Annotated in this window: 15 protein-coding genes; 13 read left to right on the top strand and 2 right to left on the bottom strand. The window is 67.5% G+C overall.

Features of this window, described 5'->3' with window-relative positions; genetic code table 11:
- Positions 1-13: 13 nt before the first annotated feature.
- Positions 14-697 carry a lipoprotein-releasing ABC transporter ATP-binding protein LolD gene (gene lolD, locus I0D00_RS04590; protein ID WP_213640221.1) on the top strand — a complete coding sequence of 228 codons (684 nt, stop codon included), beginning with the start codon at positions 14-16 and terminating at the stop codon, positions 695-697.
- Positions 697-1,941 carry a lipoprotein-releasing ABC transporter permease subunit gene (locus I0D00_RS04585; protein WP_213638560.1) on the top strand — a complete coding sequence of 415 codons (1,245 nt, stop codon included), beginning with the start codon at positions 697-699 and terminating at the stop codon, positions 1,939-1,941. The genes lolD and I0D00_RS04585 overlap by 1 nt, the downstream gene beginning before the upstream one ends.
- A gap of 52 nt (positions 1,942-1,993) precedes the next feature.
- Here the strand turns inward: I0D00_RS04585 and I0D00_RS04580 are convergent, their stop codons facing one another.
- The gene (locus I0D00_RS04580) at positions 1,994-2,527 is read right to left on the bottom strand and encodes a DUF2062 domain-containing protein (RefSeq protein ID WP_213638559.1); all 534 of its coding nucleotides are present in this window, start codon (positions 2,525-2,527) and stop codon (positions 1,994-1,996) included.
- A gap of 138 nt (positions 2,528-2,665) precedes the next feature.
- Here I0D00_RS04580 and I0D00_RS04575 point away from each other — a divergent pair, with 138 nt between their 5' ends.
- The 8 genes from I0D00_RS04575 (at position 2,666) to murB (ending at position 9,525) form a co-directional block, all read left to right on the top strand.
- Positions 2,666-4,888 carry a DNA internalization-related competence protein ComEC/Rec2 gene (locus tag I0D00_RS04575; RefSeq protein ID WP_213638558.1) on the top strand — a complete coding sequence of 741 codons (2,223 nt, stop codon included), beginning with the start codon at positions 2,666-2,668 and terminating at the stop codon, positions 4,886-4,888.
- A 72-nt stretch (positions 4,889-4,960) separates the two neighbouring features.
- Positions 4,961-5,593 carry a MotA/TolQ/ExbB proton channel family protein gene (locus tag I0D00_RS04570; protein WP_213638557.1) on the top strand — a complete coding sequence of 211 codons (633 nt, stop codon included), beginning with the start codon at positions 4,961-4,963 and terminating at the stop codon, positions 5,591-5,593.
- A complete protein-coding gene (locus tag I0D00_RS04565) occupies positions 5,590-6,018 on the top strand; it encodes an ExbD/TolR family protein (RefSeq protein WP_213638556.1) in 429 nt (142 codons plus the stop codon). Before I0D00_RS04570 ends, I0D00_RS04565 begins: the two co-directional genes overlap by 4 nt.
- 13 nt (positions 6,019-6,031) lie before the next feature.
- Positions 6,032-7,036 carry a tetraacyldisaccharide 4'-kinase gene (gene lpxK / locus I0D00_RS04560; protein WP_213638555.1) on the top strand — a complete coding sequence of 335 codons (1,005 nt, stop codon included), beginning with the start codon at positions 6,032-6,034 and terminating at the stop codon, positions 7,034-7,036.
- Between the two features lie 58 nt (positions 7,037-7,094).
- Positions 7,095-7,280 carry a Trm112 family protein gene (locus I0D00_RS04555; RefSeq protein WP_213638554.1) on the top strand — a complete coding sequence of 62 codons (186 nt, stop codon included), beginning with the start codon at positions 7,095-7,097 and terminating at the stop codon, positions 7,278-7,280.
- Positions 7,281-8,045, top strand: coding sequence for a 3-deoxy-manno-octulosonate cytidylyltransferase (kdsB, locus tag I0D00_RS04550; RefSeq protein WP_213638553.1), 765 nt, complete (start codon positions 7,281-7,283; stop codon positions 8,043-8,045).
- The gene (locus tag I0D00_RS04545) at positions 8,045-8,509 is read left to right on the top strand and encodes a low molecular weight protein-tyrosine-phosphatase (RefSeq protein WP_213638552.1); all 465 of its coding nucleotides are present in this window, start codon (positions 8,045-8,047) and stop codon (positions 8,507-8,509) included. The genes kdsB and I0D00_RS04545 overlap by 1 nt, the downstream gene beginning before the upstream one ends.
- Complete coding sequence (gene murB, locus I0D00_RS04540; RefSeq protein WP_213638551.1) at positions 8,506-9,525, top strand: UDP-N-acetylmuramate dehydrogenase; 1,020 nt, start codon at positions 8,506-8,508, stop codon at positions 9,523-9,525. The genes I0D00_RS04545 and murB overlap by 4 nt, the downstream gene beginning before the upstream one ends.
- Positions 9,526-9,625: 100 nt before the next feature.
- On the opposite strand, the gene rne is transcribed toward murB, so the two are convergent.
- On the bottom strand, positions 9,626-12,703 hold the full coding sequence (gene rne / locus I0D00_RS04535) for a ribonuclease E (RefSeq protein ID WP_213638550.1): 3,078 nt from the start codon (positions 12,701-12,703) through the stop codon (positions 9,626-9,628).
- 579 nt (positions 12,704-13,282) lie between these two features.
- On the opposite strand from rne, the gene rluC reads away from it, so the two are divergent.
- The 3 genes from rluC to I0D00_RS04520 are packed head-to-tail and all read left to right on the top strand — an operon-like array spanning position 13,283 to position 15,891.
- Positions 13,283-14,236 (top strand): 23S rRNA pseudouridine(955/2504/2580) synthase RluC, encoded by a 954-nt coding sequence (gene rluC / locus I0D00_RS04530; protein ID WP_213638549.1) that lies wholly within the window; start codon positions 13,283-13,285, stop codon positions 14,234-14,236.
- A complete protein-coding gene (locus tag I0D00_RS04525) occupies positions 14,229-14,924 on the top strand; it encodes an HAD-IA family hydrolase (RefSeq protein WP_213638548.1) in 696 nt (231 codons plus the stop codon). Before rluC ends, I0D00_RS04525 begins: the two co-directional genes overlap by 8 nt.
- Complete coding sequence (locus tag I0D00_RS04520) at positions 14,914-15,891, top strand: S49 family peptidase (RefSeq protein ID WP_213638547.1); 978 nt, start codon at positions 14,914-14,916, stop codon at positions 15,889-15,891. The genes I0D00_RS04525 and I0D00_RS04520 overlap by 11 nt, the downstream gene beginning before the upstream one ends.
- Positions 15,892-15,926 lie beyond the last annotated feature (35 nt).

Genomic DNA, 15,926 nt, shown 5'->3' with positions numbered 1-15,926 from the left:
GGGTGACCGCGTCATGCAAGATCAGGCCGTGCTGAGCTGCCGCAACCTGGGCAAGAGCTACGAGGAGGGCCCGCAGTCGGTGGTGGTGCTCGAGGGCCTGGCGCTCGAGCTGCATCCCGGCGAGCGGGTGGCCATCGTCGGCAGCTCGGGGTCGGGCAAGAGTACCCTGCTGAACATGCTCGGCGGCCTGGACACGCCCAGCACCGGCAGCGTCTGGCTGGCCGGCGAAGAGCTGTCGGCGCTCAACGAGAAGGAGCGCGGCCTGCTGCGCAACCGGGCCCTGGGTTTCGTCTATCAGTTCCATCACCTGCTGGCCGAGTTCACCGCCCTGGAGAACGTCTGCATGCCGCTGCTGATCGGCTGCACGGCCATCGCCGAGGCCCGGCAGCGGGCCACCGAGCTGCTCGAGCGGGTCGGCCTGGGTCATCGCCTGGCGCACAAGCCGGCGGAGTTGTCCGGCGGCGAACGCCAGCGGGTGGCGATTGCCCGCGCCCTGGTCAACCGCCCGGGGCTGGTACTGCTGGACGAGCCGACCGGCAACCTCGACCATCACACCGCCCAGGGTATTCAGGAGTTGATGAAGGAGCTGAGCGCCTCGTCCCGGACCGCCTTCCTGGTGGTGACCCATGACATGCAGCTGGCCCTGCAGATGGATCGGGTGCTGCGTCTGGAAGACGGCAAGCTGGTGGCCGCCTGATGTTCCGTCCGCTGAGTCTCTTCATCGGCAGCCGCTATACCCGGGCCAAGCGGCGCAATCACTTCATCTCCTTCATTTCCCTGACCTCGATGATCGGTCTGGCCCTCGGCGTGCTGGCGATGATCGTGGTGTTGTCGGTGATGAACGGCTTCCAGCAGGAAATGAGCTCGCGCATCCTCGGCATGGTGCCCCATGCCAGCGTCGCCCACGAGCAGGCCCTGGAGGATTGGCAGGCGGTGGCCGAGGTCGCCGGCAAGCATCCGCAGGTACTGGCGGCCGCGCCCTTCGCCGAGCTGGAGGGCATGCTGTCGCACCGCGGGGCGATGCAGCCGATCCAGCTGCAGGGCATCGACCCGCAGTTCGAGTCGCGGGTCTCCATCCTGCCCGGGCACATGGTCCAGGGGCGTCTGGCCGACCTGCGCGCCGGCGAGTTCGGTGTGGTGGTCGGCGAAATCACCGCGCGGCGTTTCCAGCTCAAGGTCGGCGACAAGCTGACCCTGATCGTGCCCGAACTCGGCTCGGTACCGGGCGGGGTGGTGCCGCGCATGCAGCGGATCAACGTGGTCGGGGTGTTCAAGGTCGGCGCCGAGCTGGACAGTTCCCTGGCGCTGATCAACGTGGCCGATGCCGCGCAGATCCAGCGCCTGGAGCCGGGCCGGGTGCAGAGCCTGCGCCTGAAGCTGAAGGACCTGTACCAGGCGCCGCAGGTGTCCGCCGAGGTTGCGGCGCAGCTGGGGGGCGGCTACAGCGCCAGCGACTGGACCCAGACCCAGGGCAGCCTGTTCAGCGCGATGAAGATGGAAAAGACCATGATCGGCCTGCTGCTGCTGCTGATCGTCGCGGTGGCGGCCTTCAATATCATCGCCACCCTGATCATGGTGGTGGCCGACAAGGGCGCCGACATCGCCATCCTGCGCACCCTGGGCGCGACGCCGCGGCAGATCATGGGCATCTTCATGGTGCAGGGCACGGTGATCGGCACCGTGGGCACGCTGATCGGCGGCGTGCTGGGCGTGCTGGCGGCCCTCAACGTCAGCCAGCTGGTCGGCTGGATCGAACGCGTCAGCGGTCAGCAGGTGCTCAGCTCCGACGTCTACTTCATCAGCAACCTGCCGTCGCAGCTGCTGCTGTCGGATGTCCTGCTGATCTGCTCGGCGGCCCTTGCCCTGAGCTTTCTCGCCACCCTGTACCCGTCCTGGCGCGCCGCGCAGATCCAGCCGGCCGAGGCGCTGCGCTACGAGTGAGCTAAGCTGCGGGCAGAAAAAAGCCGTTACCTGGGTAACGGCTTTTTACGTTTCAGCCTTGGGCCTTGGCTTTGCGCCGCCGTTCCTGGCGTTTGCGCCAGTTATGCCGGACCCACCAGTGCCAGTAGGTGTTGGTGGCCAGGTAGCCGATCGTGGCGAGCAGCAGGCCCAGGACCAGGGAGCCGAGATACAGCGGCTGCCAGTGGCTCTGCAGCACTTCGCCGATCCAGCCCAGGGTGACCTGCTCGGGCATGCGCAGGGTGGGGGTGTCGGTCATCCAGGCGCCGAACTTGTAGCTGCAATAGAACACCGGCGGCATGGTGATGGGGTTGGTCAGCCAGACCAGGCCGACCGAGATCGGCAGGTTGGCCCGTGCCGGAACCGCCACCACCGCGGCGGCTATCATCTGCAGGGGCATCGGGATCATCGCCCAGAACAGGCCGATGGCCATGGCGCGGGAGACGGAGTGGCGGTTGAGGTGCCAGAGATTGGGATCGTGAATCAGCGTGCCGAGAAAGCGCAGGGACTTGTTGCCCTTGATGCGGTCCGGGTTGGGCATGTAGCGCTTGAAAAAACGACGCGGCATGGGGAGTCTCTGGCGGGCTGAAAAGCGCGGATATTATGCACAGATTCGGAAACGGCTGCTTTTACACTTTGTGACAGCAAATATGCGGCAGCCGTCGTCCCGCAGGATTCATGGAAGGATCTGAAGGAGTGCTGGCCTATGCGCCTGGGGATATTCGCGCTGGTCGCGGGATTGCTGGTGCTGCGCATTCTGCCGGCCTTGCCGCCTGTCTGGCTGGCCTGCCTGCTGGCGTCGCTCGGCCTGCTGGCGCTGCCGTCTCGCGGCTATCCAGTGGGCTTTTTCCTGATCGGCTTCGGCTGGGCCTGTGTCTCGGCCCAGTGGGCGCTGGACGACCGTCTGGCGCCTGAGCTGGATGAGCGCACCCTGTGGCTGGAGGGGCAGGTGGTGGGGCTGCCGGAGGTGCGCGACGGCGTGGTGCGTTTCCAGTTGCGGGGGGCGGTCTCGCGCCGCGCCGAGCTGCCGGCGCTGCTCCGTCTGGCCTGGTACGGCGGGCCGCGGCTGCGGGGTGGCGAAACCTGGCGGCTGGCGGTGCGCCTGAAGCGCCCCCACGGCCTGGTCAACCCGCACTCCTTCGATTACGAGGCCTGGCTGCTGGCGCAGCGTATCGGTGCCACCGGCACGGTGAAGAGCGGACAGCGGCTGGCGTCCGCCGACGGGGCGGCGGCCTGGCGCGATGCCCTGCGGCAACGCCTGCTGGCCAGCGCCGCGCCGCGGGCGGGGGCGTTGGCGGCCCTGGTGCTGGGCGATGATTCCGGCTTGTCGACGGCCGATTGGCGGGTCCTGCAGCACACCGGTACCGTGCACCTGCTGGTGATTTCCGGCCAGCACGTGGCCCTGGTGGCGGGGCTGCTCTATGGCCTGGTGGTGGGGCTGGTGCGTCTGGGGGGGTGGCCGCGCGCCTGGCCGTGGTTGCCCTGGGCCTGCCTGCTGGCCTTCGTCGGGGCGCTGGCCTACGGGCTGGCGGCGGGGTTCGAGGTGCCGGTGCGGCGCGCCTGCGTGATGGTCGCGCTGGTGCTGCTCTGGCGTTGGCGCTTTCGCCACCTCGGCGCCTGGCTGCCGCTGCTGGTGGCCCTGGCCCTGGTCCTGCTGGTGGAGCCGCTGAGCAGTCTGCAGCCGGGCTTCTGGCTGTCCTTCGGCGCGGTGGGGCTGCTGGTTCTGACCTTCGGCGGCCGCCTGGGGGCCTGGTCCTGGTGGTGCGGCCTGGGGCGGGCGCAGTGGGCGATGGCGCTCGGCTTGCTGCCGTTGTTGCTGGCCCTGGGGCTGCCGATCAGCGCCAGCGCGCCGCTGGCCAACCTGATCGCCGTGCCCTGGGTCGGCATCGTGGTGGTGCCCCTGGCCCTGCTCGGCACCCTGTTGCTGCCGGTGGCGGGCGTGGGCGAGGGGGTGCTCTGGCTGGCCGGCGGTGCCCTCGAGTTGCTGTTTCGCCTGTTGGCGCTGATCGCCGCCTGGCTGCCGGCCTGGCTACCCAGCGCGCTGCCGCTGGCGGCCTGGTTGCTGGTGCTGTTCGGCAGCCTGTTGCTGTTGCTGCCGGCCGGCGTTCCCCTGCGCGGGCTCGGCTGGTTCTTGCTGCTGCCGATAGTCTGCAGTCCGCAGTCGAAGCTGCCCCAGGGCCAGGCCGAGGTCTGGGTGCTGGACGTCGGCCAGGGCCTGGCCGTCCTGCTGCGAACCCGCGAGCATGCGCTGCTGTATGACGCCGGCGCGCGCTTCGGCGAATTCGATATCGGCGAGCGGGTGGTGCTGCCCTCGTTGCGTGCCCTGGATGTGCGGCGCCTCGACCTGCTGTTGCTCAGCCATGCCGATAACGACCATGCCGGTGGCGCCCCGGCGATACACCAGGGCATGCCTGTGGCGCAGGTGTGGAGTGGCGAGGCCGGCGCCTTGCCGGCACAGTTGCGGGCCGGCGACTGCCCGTCGGGCCGGCACTGGGAGTGGGATGGGGTGCGTTTCAGCCTCTGGCGCTGGGCCCAGGCGAGCGATGCCAATCAGGCCTCCTGCGTGCTGTTGGTCGAGGCCGCGGGCGAGCGCCTGTGGCTCACCGGCGATATCGACAGCCGGGCCGAGCGGGCCCTGCTCGCCACGGGTCGGGACCTGCGGGCCGACTGGCTGTTGGTGCCCCATCACGGCAGCCGCAGCTCCTCGTCCGCCGAGTTCCTCCGCGCCGTGGCGCCGCGCGCGGTACTCGTCTCGCGCGGTCGGCACAATGGTTTCGGTCACCCTCACCCCACGGTCGTGGCGCGTTATGCGGCGCTGCCCGCGCGGCTCTATGACACGGCCGAGCAGGGCGCCTTGCGGCTGCGCCTGGGGACCTTCGGCGAGGCCCGTGGACTGCGCGCCGAGCGCCGATTCTGGCGAGAAAAATGAGAACGGCGGCGGTCGGCGAGGGTGCGCCCCTATGCTAGAGTGGCGCCACTTTTCCGAAGGGGATTTACCACCGTGTGGGAACTGGTCAAAGCCGGCGGCTGGATGATGCTGCCAATTATTCTGTGCTCCATCGCCGCGGCGGGCATCGTCGCCGAGCGCCTGTGGACGTTGCGCGCCAGTCGCATCACGCCGCCCAACCTGCTCGGCGAGGTATGGCGCTGGATCAAGGACAAGAAGCTGAACAACCAGAGGCTCAAGGAGCTACGGGCCAATTCGCCCCTGGGGCAGATTCTCGCAGCGGGCCTGGCCAACTCCAAGCATGGCCGGGAGATCATGAAGGAGTGCATCGAGGAGGCCGCCGCGCGGGTCATCCACGAGCTGGAGCGCTATCTCAACGCGCTCGGCACCATCGCCGGCATCGCCCCCTTGCTCGGCCTGCTCGGCACCGTGCTGGGCATGATCGAGATCTTCAGCTCCTTCATGGGCTCGGGCATGGCCAATGCGCCGGTGCTGGCCGGCGGCATCGCCAAGGCGTTGATCACCACCGCGGCCGGTCTGATGGTGGCCATCCCGGCACTGTTCTTCCATCGCTATCTGCAGCGCCGTATCGACGAGCTGGTGGTCGGCATGGAGCAGGAGGCGATCAAGCTGGTGGAAGTGGTGCAGGGCGACCGCGACGTCGACCTGGGTGAGGGCAAGGCGTGAAGTTTCGGCGTAAACCGCGGGAGAACGTCGAGATCAACCTGGCCTCGTTGATCGACGTGGTCTTCATCCTGCTGCTGTTCTTCGTGGTCACCACCACCTTCACCCGCGAAACCCAGCTCAAGGTCGACCTGCCCGAGGCCGCCAGCGGCACGCCGCCGGAGCAGACCGAACTCAAGCAGCTGGAGGTGCTGATCGCCGCCGACGGCAGCTACTCGCTGAACGGCCGCCAGCTGCTCAAGAGCGACCTGGCCGGCCTGAGCGCCGCCCTGCAGAAGGAGTCGGAGGGCGACAGCAGCCTCCCGCTGACCATCAGCGCCGACGCCAAGACCCCGCACCAGGCGGTGATCACCGCCATGGATGCCGCCGGCAAGCTGGGCTTCGCCCACCTGCGCATCACCACGGTCGAGGCGCAGGCCGCACCGTGATGGCGGGCCGTTGATGGGGCTGTCCGACCGCCTGGTCGCCGCCTGGTATGCCGGTCATCCTGCGCTCGCTCTGCTGCGGCCGCTGGAGATGCTCTATCGGCGGGTGGCGCAGCGCAAGCGCGCACGCTTTCTCGCCGGGGCGGGCGAGATCTATCGGGCGCCGGTGCCTGTGTTGGTGGTGGGCAATATCACCGTCGGCGGCACCGGCAAGACCCCGCTGATCCTCTGGCTGATCGAGCATTGCCGCAAGCGCGGCCTGCGCGTCGGCGTGGTCAGCCGCGGCTACGGCGCGAGCCCGCCGCAATTTCCCTGGCGGGTGCGTGCCGAACAGGCGGCCAGCCTGGCCGGCGACGAACCCCTGCTGATCGTGCAGCGCAGCGGCGTGCAGCTGGTGATCGATCCGGACCGTGGGCGCGCGGTGCGCGCGCTGCTCGAGCAGGAGGACCTCGATCTGATCCTCAGCGACGACGGGCTGCAGCACTACCGCCTGGCTCGCGACCTGGAGCTGGTGCTGATCGATGCGGCGCGCGGCCTGGGCAACCGCCGCTGCCTGCCGGCCGGGCCGCTGCGCGAGCCGGTCGAGCGCCTGGGCAGCGTCGACGCGCTGCTGTTCAACGGCGCCGACACCGACCCGGCGGGCGGCTATGGCTTCGGCCTGCGGCCGCGGGCGCTGGTCAACCTGCGCAGCGGCGAGCGCTGCGCGTTGGCGCATTTTCCGCCGGGGCAGTGCCTGCATGCGGTGGCCGGCATCGGCAATCCGCAGCGTTTCTTCGCCACGCTCGAGGCGCTACACTGGCGGCCGATTCCGCATGCCTTCCCCGACCATGCGCAGTACAGCGCCGAGCGGCTGGATTTCACTCCGCACCTGCCGCTGCTGATGACGGAGAAGGACGCGGTGAAATGCCGGGCCTTTGCCGCCGATGACTGGTGGTACCTGGCGGTGGATGCCGAGCCTTCGGCGGCCTTTGTCACCTGGTTCGACTCGCAACTGGCCCGCCTGCTGCCCATGGCTCCCTAGTCCTTCGCGGCAATGTGGGGCGGCGGCGAGCGATGCAGCCCTATAGCAAGGATCTCCCATGGACCCGAAACTTCTCGATATCTTGGCCTGCCCCCTGTGCAAGGGGCCGCTGCAGCTGACCGCCGACAAGCACGAGCTGATCTGCAAGGCCGACGGCCTGGCCTTTCCCGTGCGCGACGGTATCCCGGTGATGCTGGAAAGCGAGGCCCGCACCCTGAACGTCGACGAGCGCCTGGACAAGTAGATGAGCACAGCCTTCACCGTGGTGATTCCGGCGCGCTATGCCTCCAGTCGCCTGCCCGGCAAGCCGCTGCAGGAAATCGCCGGCAAGCCGATGATCCAGCATGTCTGGGAGCAGGCCTGCAGGAGCAGTGCGCAGCAGGTGGTGGTGGCCACCGACGACGCGCGCATCGTCGCGGCCTGCCGCGCCTTCGGTGCCGCGGTGCAGCTGACCCGCGCCGAGCACAACTCCGGCACCGACCGCCTGGCCGAGGTCGCCACGGCGCTGGGCCTGGCGGGCGACGCCATAGTGGTCAACGTGCAGGGCGACGAACCGCTGATTCCGCCGGCGATCATCGATCAGGTGGCCGCCAACCTGGCGGCCAACCCGCAGGCGGCGGTCGCCACCCTGGCCGAGCCGATCGGCGAGGTGGCCGCGCTGTTCAATCCCAACGTGGTCAAGGTGGCCAGCGATGCGAGCGGCCTGGCCCTGACCTTCAGCCGCGCGCCATTGCCCTGGGCGCGGGATGCCTTCGCGACGGATCGCACGCAGCTGCCGGCCGGCGTGCCCTACCGCCGGCACATCGGCATCTATGCCTACCGTGCGCAGTTTCTCCACGACTTCGTCGCCTGGGGTCCCTGCTGGCTGGAGAACACCGAGTGTCTGGAGCAGCTGCGTGCGCTGTGGCACGGCGTGCGTATCCATGTCGCCGATGCCCTGCAGGCGCCGCCGGCCGGGGTCGATACGCCCGAGGATCTCGAGCGGGTCCGTCGACTGCTGGAGGCCTGATGCGCGTCCTGTTCGTCTGCCTGGGCAATATCTGCCGCTCGCCCACCGCCGAGGGGGTGTTTCGCCACAAGGTGCGCGAGGCGGGGTTGCAGGCCCGCATCGAGGTCGACTCCGCCGGCACCGGCGACTGGCACGTCGGCAAGGCACCGGACGCGCGCACCCGCCAGGCCGCGCTGCGCCGCGGTTATGACCTGTCGGCCCTGCGTGCCCGCCAGGTGTGCGTCGATGACTTCGCCCGTTTCGACCTGATCCTGGCCATGGACGTCAATAATCTGCGTCATCTCGAGCGTTTGCGCCCGGCTGGCGGTGGTGCCGAGTTGGATCTCCTGCTGCGCCGCTGCCGGTTGGCGCCGGACGAGGTGCCCGATCCTTACTATGGTGGCGAGGCCGGCTTCGAGCAGGTGCTGGACCTGATCGAACAGGCCGGCGACGCCCTGTTGCTCGAACTCAGGGGGCGGCTATGACTTTGCAGGTCCGCGAGGATGTCTCGCTCAAGGCCTATAACAGCTTCGCCGTCGAGGCCCGGGCGCGCCAGTTCGCCGAGGCGCACAACGACGGCGAGGTGCTTCAGGCCCTGGCCTGCGCCACTGAGCGGGGGCTGCCCGTGATGCTGCTCGGCGGCGGCAGCAACCTGCTGCTGACCGGCGACGTCGAGGCCCTGGTGGTGCGCATGGCCAGTCGCGGCATCCGCGTGCTGGAGGATGGCGCCGAGCGTGTGCTGATCGAGGCGGAGGCGGGTGAGCCCTGGCATCCCTTCGTGCAGTGGACGCTGCACCAGGGTTTCGTCGGCCTGGAGAACCTCAGCCTGATCCCGGGCACGGTCGGCGCCGCGCCCATGCAGAACATCGGCGCCTACGGCGTCGAGCTCAAGGACGTGTTCGCCGGCCTGACCGCCCTGGACCGCCAGACGGGCGAGTCGCGCGAGTTCGGCCTGGCCGACTGCGCGTTCGCCTATCGCGACAGCCGTTTCAAGTGCGAGGCGGGGCGCTGGGTGATACTGCGGGTGCGCTTCGCCCTGAGTCGCTCGGCGGCGCTGCACCTGGACTACGGGCCGGTGCGCCAGCGCCTGGCGGAGCAGGGTATCGAGGTGCCGACGGCGATCGACGTCGGTCGCGCCATCTGCGCCATTCGCAGCGAGAAGTTGCCGGATCCGGCGGTGCTGGGCAATGCCGGCAGTTTCTTCAAGAATCCCCTGGTGACCGCCGAAGTGGCACAGCGCCTGCGCGCTGCCCATGCGGGGCTGGTGGCCTACCCGCAGGCCGATGGTCTGGTCAAGCTGGCCGCCGGCTGGCTAATCGAGCAGGCCGGCTGGAAGGGCTTTCGCGAGGGCGATGCCGGGGTGCACCGCTTGCAGGCGCTGGTGCTGGTCAACTACGGCCAGGCCACCGGGCGGCAACTGCTGGCCTTGGCGCGGCGCATCCAGGCGGATATCGCCGAGCGTTTCGCGGTGACCCTGGAGATCGAACCCAACGTACTCTGAATGAGCCCGCTGCGGCCGCCGGGCATACTGCCCGGGGCGACGAAGCTGCAATGAAAAAGGGGATGCCGAAGCATCCCCTTTTTCATGTTGCCGAGCCGTGTCAGGCGTGCGGTTTCTCCGCCTGCTCTTTCTGCTGCTTCTCGCCGTCCTCGGCCTGGTCTTCAGCCTGTGCCTCGACGTCTTGCGTCGGCGCTTCTGCTGCTTCGCCTGCTACCTGCTCGCCAGCCCCTACCTTGGCTTCGCTCGCTTCGTCCGTCTCGCTGGTCGGCTCGGCATCGGCCTGCGCAACCTCGGCTGCGTTCGCCTCGCTCTCGCCCCGGGCTGCAGCGGCTGCGGCTTCACGGGCCTGGCGCTCGGCTTCGCGCTGACGGCGACGCACTTCGCGCGGGTCGTTCGGTGCGCGACCGCCGGCGGCCGGTGCGGGAGTCGGCGCTGGCACCGCTTCCGGGGCGGATTCGGCTACAGCCTCGCTAGCCGCGGCTTCGACCTGGGCTTCGCCCTGCTTCACGTCGGCACTGGGCGCCTCTTCGGCCACTGGTTGTGCGTCGGCGACGGCCGGGGCCTCCTCGGTAGGTTCGGCAGGTTCGGCAGGTTCGGCAGGTTCGGCTTGGGCGGTTGCGGCCTCGCTTGCCGCTGCTTCAGGCTGCTCAACAGCCTCAACAGCCTCAACAGCCTCAACAGCCTCAACAGCCTCAACAGCCTCGGCCGGTGTTTCGCTGGTCGGCTGCTCGCTGGCCGCCGCTGCGCCGCTTGCGGCCTCGACGGCAGCCGCCACGGGGGTAATCGCGCTTGGCTTGGCTGGGCCTTCGCCACCTTCTTCGCCGGCTTCTTCGCCGCCTTCGATCAGGTTGCCGCTGGCATCGCGTTGACGCTCGCGACGGTTGCTGCGGCGACGCTGGCCGCGGGAGCGACGGCGCGGACGCTCGCCACCTTCAGCGCTCTCCTGCTCGTCGTCGGTCGCCTGGGGCTCGGTGCTCAGCACTTCTTCCTCGGCCTGGCTCTGTTCCTCGCGCGCCACGCGCTCCTCACGCGGCGGGCGTGGCTGGCGCGGCTCGCGCTGCGGGCGCTCGGCGCGGGGCTCTTCGCCCTCGCTGCTTTCCGGGGCGTCCAGGGGGGCACGCAGTTCCCGTGGCTGGCGCTCTTCGCGTGGCTTGCGCTCACGGCGTCCCTCCTGGCCTTCGCGCGGCGGGCGCGACTGGCGCACTTCCTGGGGTTCGCGGACCTCTACGGAGTCGCGCGGCTGGCGTTCCTCACGCGGCTGACGCTCCTCGCGCGCGGCGCGCTCCTCACGGGGCTGGCGCTCCTCGCGGGGCGCACGGTCTTCGCGCGGCTTGCGCTCTTCGCGCGGCTTGCGTTCCTCGTCGCGGCGACCGCCGCGGCTGCGGTTCTGCTGGCGGCCGCTGCGACGCTCTTCGCTGCGGGCCGGGCGCTCGCTGGTCTTCTTCTCGATGACCGCGGGCTTTTCCTCTTCCTTGCCGGCGAACAGGCTGACCAGGGACTTGACCAGGCCCTTGAACAGGCTGGGTTCGCTGGCCACCGGAGCGGCCACCGGGGCTTCCTCGACCGGCGCCGGGGTCGGCGCGGTGCGAGGCGGTGCGGCCTTGATCGCGGCCTCCTGGCGGACCAGGGTGCGGGTGGCGGCGGTCGGCTTCTCTTCTTCCACTTCCGCCGTGGCCATCTCGTAGCTGGACTGGGTGGTCTGGGCTTCCGGGCTGTCGTCACGCAGGCGCTGCACTTCGAAGTGCGGGGTTTCCAGGTGGTCGTTCGGCAGGATGACGATGCGCGCGCGGGTGCGCAGTTCGATCTTGGTGATCGAGTTGCGCTTCTCGTTGAGCAGGAAGGCCGCGACCGGGATCGGCACCTGGGCGCGAACCTCGGCGGTGCGGTCCTTCAGGGCCTCTTCCTCGATCAGGCGCAGGATGGCCAGCGACAGCGATTCGACGTCGCGGATGATGCCTTGACCGTTGCAGCGCGGGCAGACGATGCCGCTGGTTTCGCCCAGCGACGGGCGCAGGCGCTGGCGGGACATCTCCAGCAGGCCGAAGCGCGAGATGCGTCCGACCTGGACGCGGGCGCGGTCGGCTTCCAGGCACTCGCGGACCTTCTCTTCCACGGCACGCTGGTTCTTGGCCGGGGTCATGTCGATGAAATCGATGACGATCAGGCCGCCGATATCGCGCAGACGCAGCTGGCGGGCGATTTCTTCGGCCGCCTCGAGGTTGGTCTGCAGGGCAGTTTCCTCGATGTCGCTGCCCTTGGTGGCGCGGGCCGAGTTGATGTCGATGGACACCAGGGCCTCGGTCGGGTCGATGAAGATCGAACCGCCGGACGGCAGCTTCACTTCGCGCTGGAAGGCGGTCTCGATCTGGCTCTCGATCTGGAAGCGGTTGAACAGCGGCACGCTGTCCTCATACAGCTTGATCTTGCTGGCGTACTGCGGCATCACCTGGTTGATGAAGCTGAGGGCTTCTTGCTGCGCTTCGACGCTGTCGACCAGTACTTCGCCGATATCCTGGCGCAGGTAGTCGCGGATGGCGCGGATGATCACGTTGCTTTCCTGGTAGATCAGGAAAGGGGCGGCGCGATCGAGCGAGGCTTCTTTAATGGCGGTCCAGAGTTGCAGCAGGTAATCGAGGTCCCACTGCATTTCTTCGCTGGAGCGACCCAGGCCGGCGGTGCGTACGATCAGGCCCATGTCGCTCGGTGCGACCAGGCCATTCAGCGCTTCGCGCAGTTCGTTGCGCTCTTCGCCTTCGATGCGGCGGGAAATGCCGCCGGCACGCGGATTGTTCGGCATCAGCACCAGGTAACGACCGGCCAGGCTGATAAAGGTGGTCAGGGCAGCGCCTTTATTACCGCGCTCTTCCTTCTCGACCTGAACGATGACCTCCTGGCCTTCCTTGAGCACGTCTTTGATGTTGACGCGACCTTCGGGGGCTTTACTGAAGTATTCGCGGGAGATTTCTTTGAGGGGCAGAAAGCCGTGGCGCTCGGAGCCGAAGTCGACGAAGGCGGCTTCGAGGCTGGGTTCGACGCGGGTGATGCGGCCCTTGTAGATGTTGGCCTTCTTCTGCTGGCGGGCGCCCGATTCGATGTCCAGATCGTACAGGCGTTGGCCGTCGACGAGGGCAACACGCAACTCTTCGGGTTGAGTCGCGTTAATCAGCATTCTTTTCATGTAGTACCGTCGGTTTCCGGTGCTGACGGAAACGGCGTTCGGCACACACGACTCTCAGGGTCGGTGTCAGGCGCGTCAGAAACGGTCGTAAATCGTTTCATTGTCAAGCGGCAGTCAGCCAGTTGTGCTGGGCCGCGACGGACGTCTCCTGCTTGCTGTTGTGACAGAAAGCACTTGCTCAGGAGGAGGAATCAGCTGCCGGTAGCGGACGAGATGAAGCGTCTTGGTAAAGCTATGTGCTACGCAGGCCGACAGTTGTACATCTCCACCCTACACGTATCGCTGAAAATCGGGTGCCGCGCGCAGAATCTGCAGCGGGTTGGCATTTACCGCAACCGTCCAAAGGGGAAGGTCGCGCATCTATTGCTAAGGCTTTATTTCCGAGGTCTTCGAGGGCCTTCGCGGCCATTCAGTCTCTGAAGAACCCGTCGGACGGCCTTGCGTCCTGAATGGGTTGCGTTGGTGTGGGGATGGCAGTTTGGCGAACATCCGCAGACCAGACCGCTTTTGGCGGCGTTCGCGACTATAGCAGCAATGATTAAGTGCTTCAAATCCATAAAAAATTGTTATGATTGCGCGATGACTACTCCTGCCTCTCCAACCTCCGGCGTCCAACTGCTCGAGGTTGCACCGGAACTCGCCGGCCAACGTATCGACAACTTCCTGCGTACCCAGCTCAAGGGGGTGCCCAAGACCTTGATCTACCGCATCTTGCGCAAGGGCGAGGTGCGGGTGAACAAGGGGCGGATCAAGCCCGAGTACAAGCTGCAGGCCGGCGATGTGGTGCGTGTGCCGCCCCTGCGCCTGGCCGAACGCGACGAGCCGGCGCCGCTGGCCCAGGGGCTGCTCGAACGGCTGGAGGCGGCGATCGTCTACGAGGACAAGGGCTTGATCGTGCTGAACAAGCCAGCCGGCCTCGCCGTGCATGGTGGCAGCGGCCTGAGCTTCGGGGTGATCGAGGCGTTTCGCCAGTTACGCCCGGATGCCAAGGATCTGGAGCTGGTCCATCGCCTCGATCGCGACACCTCCGGCCTCCTGATGATCGCCAAGAAGCGCAGCATGTTGCGCCACCTCCATGAGGCGCTGCGCGGCGACGGCGTGGACAAGCGCTACATGGCCTTGGTGCGCGGTCATTGGGCGACGGCGAAGAAGCAGGTCAATGCGCCGCTGCAGAAGAGCAATCTGCGCTCGGGTGAGCGCATGGTCGAGGTCAGCTCCGAGGGTAAGGAGGCGCTGACCCTGTTTCGCGTGCTGCGTCGGTTCGGCGAGTTCGCCACCCTGGTCGAGGCCAAGCCGGTGACGGGGCGTACTCATCAGATTCGCGTACATGCCCAGCATGCCGGTCACTGCATCGCCGGTGACAGCAAGTATGGCGACGAGCAGTTCACTCGCGAGATTCGCGAGCTGGGCGGCAAGCGCCTGTTCCTGCATGCCTATGAGCTGGTGGTGCCGCTGCCCGATGGCGGCGAGCTGCGTCTCGAGGCGCCGGTCGATGAGGTATGGGCGCTCACCCTGGAGCGCCTGGGTGCCTGACTACCAGCTGCTGATCTTCGATTGGGATGGCACCCTGGTCGACTCCATAGGGCGTATCGTCGAGGCGATGCATCGCGCGGCAGACGCCTGCGGCCTGGAGCGCCGAAGTGATCTGCGGGTCAAGGGTATCATCGGTCTCGGTTTGCCCGAGGCGATCAGTTCCTTGTATCCGCAGCTGGATGAGCCGTGTCTCGTCGAACGCTTTCGTCGCTGCTATAGCGAACAGTATCTGCGGTTGGAGTCGGAGCCGTCGGCCTTGTTTCCCGGGGTGGCCGAGGCGCTGGAGGCTTTTCGGGCGGCGGGCTATGGCCTGGCCGTGGCGACGGGCAAGGGGCGGCATGGCTTGCACCGGGTGCTGGAGCAGCGTGGCTGGCTGAATTATTTCGATACGACGCGCTGCGCGGACGAGTCGGCGAGCAAGCCGGATCCCCTTATGCTGGAGCAGATCCTCGCCCATTGCGGGGTGTGCGCCTCTCGGGCATTGATGGTGGGGGATTCGGCGTTCGACCTGCTGATGGCGCAGCGTGCCGGCATGGACGCGGTTGCGGTAGGTTATGGGGCGCAGCCCTTGTCGGCGTTACGCCGTTATGCGCCGAAGCTGGCGATCGAGGAATTTACGGCGTTGCGCGCCTGGCTCGAGGGTCGCGCAACCGGGCAGAAGGATGAGGTGAGTCATTATGTCGGATGAATGGAAGGCGGCGGCCGTGGGTGAGGACGACGCCAAAAGTTGGCAATTGCTGGAAAAGGCGCTGCTGGCCAGCGTGCAGGAGCAGCGCAGGGCCAGGCGGTGGGGGATATTCTTCAAGCTGCTGATCTTCGTCTACCTGTTCGTCGGCCTGGCGTTGATTGCCCCGCTGTTCGACTCGCAGAAGGGGGTGGGGAAGGGGGGATCACACCGCGTTGATCGAGGTGCGGGGATGATTGCCGACAAGGAGGCGGCCAGTGCCGACAATATCGTCGGCAGCCTGCGCGCGGCCTTCGAGGATGCCGGTACCAGGGGTGTGGTTCTGCGGATCAACAGCCCGGGTGGCAGTCCGGTGCAGTCCGGTTACATCTATGACGAGATTCGCCGCCTGCGTGCCAAGTATCCGCAGATCAAACTGTACGCGGTGATCAGCGATCTGGGGGCTTCGGGTGCCTATTACATCGCCAGTGCTGCGGATCAGATCTATGCCGACAAGGCCAGCCTGGTGGGGTCCATCGGCGTCACTGCCGCGGGGTTCGGTTTCGTCGGGGTGATGGAGAAGCTGGGTGTCGACCGTCGGGTGTATGCGTCGGGCGAGCACAAGACCTTTCTCGATCCGTTCCAGCCACCCAAGGAGGATGAGGAGCGTTTCTGGCAGGGGGTCCTGGAGACTACCCATCGGCAGTTTATCGACAGCGTCAAGCAGGGGCGTGGCGAGCGCTTGAAGGTGGATGCCCATCCCGAGCTGTTCTCGGGGCTGGTCTGGTCCGGCGAGCAGGCGCTGGAGTTGGGGTTGATCGACGCCCTGGGTAACTCCAGCTACGTGGCGCGGGAAGTGGTCGGGGTTGAGAGGTTGGTCGATTTCACCGTGCAGGAGACGCCGTTCGATCGCTTCGCCAAGCGTCTCGGCGCCAGTGTTGCCGAGCATCTGGCCTTGTGGATGGGCTTCCAGGGGCCGGCGCTGCGCTAGGTTCTGCCTGTTGCGCAGAAGCCCGGTCTTGACCG

Source organism: Pseudomonas lalucatii (assembly GCF_018398425.1).
Taxonomy (GTDB): domain Bacteria; phylum Pseudomonadota; class Gammaproteobacteria; order Pseudomonadales; family Pseudomonadaceae; genus Aquipseudomonas; species Aquipseudomonas lalucatii.
Note: the sequence above shows the minus strand (reverse complement) of the source record. Positions and strands in the feature narration are given on the sequence as shown.

What these genes read in the sequence shown, in the direction of transcription:
- murB (WP_213638551.1), top strand. Translation starts at nt 8,506, where the DNA reads ATGACTTTGCAGGTCCGCGAGGATGTCTCGCTCAAGGCCTATAACAGC.
- I0D00_RS04545 (WP_213638552.1), top strand. Translation starts at nt 8,045, where the DNA reads ATGCGCGTCCTGTTCGTCTGCCTGGGCAATATCTGCCGCTCGCCCACC.
- I0D00_RS04520 (WP_213638547.1), top strand. Translation starts at nt 14,914, where the DNA reads ATGTCGGATGAATGGAAGGCGGCGGCCGTGGGTGAGGACGACGCCAAA.
- rluC (WP_213638549.1), top strand. Translation starts at nt 13,283, where the DNA reads ATGACTACTCCTGCCTCTCCAACCTCCGGCGTCCAACTGCTCGAGGTT.
- rne (WP_213638550.1), bottom strand. Translation starts at nt 12,703, where the DNA reads ATGAAAAGAATGCTGATTAACGCGACTCAACCCGAAGAGTTGCGTGTT.
- kdsB (WP_213638553.1), top strand. Translation starts at nt 7,281, where the DNA reads ATGAGCACAGCCTTCACCGTGGTGATTCCGGCGCGCTATGCCTCCAGT.
- I0D00_RS04575 (WP_213638558.1), top strand. Translation starts at nt 2,666, where the DNA reads ATGCGCCTGGGGATATTCGCGCTGGTCGCGGGATTGCTGGTGCTGCGC.
- I0D00_RS04580 (WP_213638559.1), bottom strand. Translation starts at nt 2,527, where the DNA reads ATGCCGCGTCGTTTTTTCAAGCGCTACATGCCCAACCCGGACCGCATC.
- I0D00_RS04555 (WP_213638554.1), top strand. Translation starts at nt 7,095, where the DNA reads ATGGACCCGAAACTTCTCGATATCTTGGCCTGCCCCCTGTGCAAGGGG.
- lolD (WP_213640221.1), top strand. Translation starts at nt 14, where the DNA reads ATGCAAGATCAGGCCGTGCTGAGCTGCCGCAACCTGGGCAAGAGCTAC.
- I0D00_RS04585 (WP_213638560.1), top strand. Translation starts at nt 697, where the DNA reads ATGTTCCGTCCGCTGAGTCTCTTCATCGGCAGCCGCTATACCCGGGCC.
- lpxK (WP_213638555.1), top strand. Translation starts at nt 6,032, where the DNA reads ATGGGGCTGTCCGACCGCCTGGTCGCCGCCTGGTATGCCGGTCATCCT.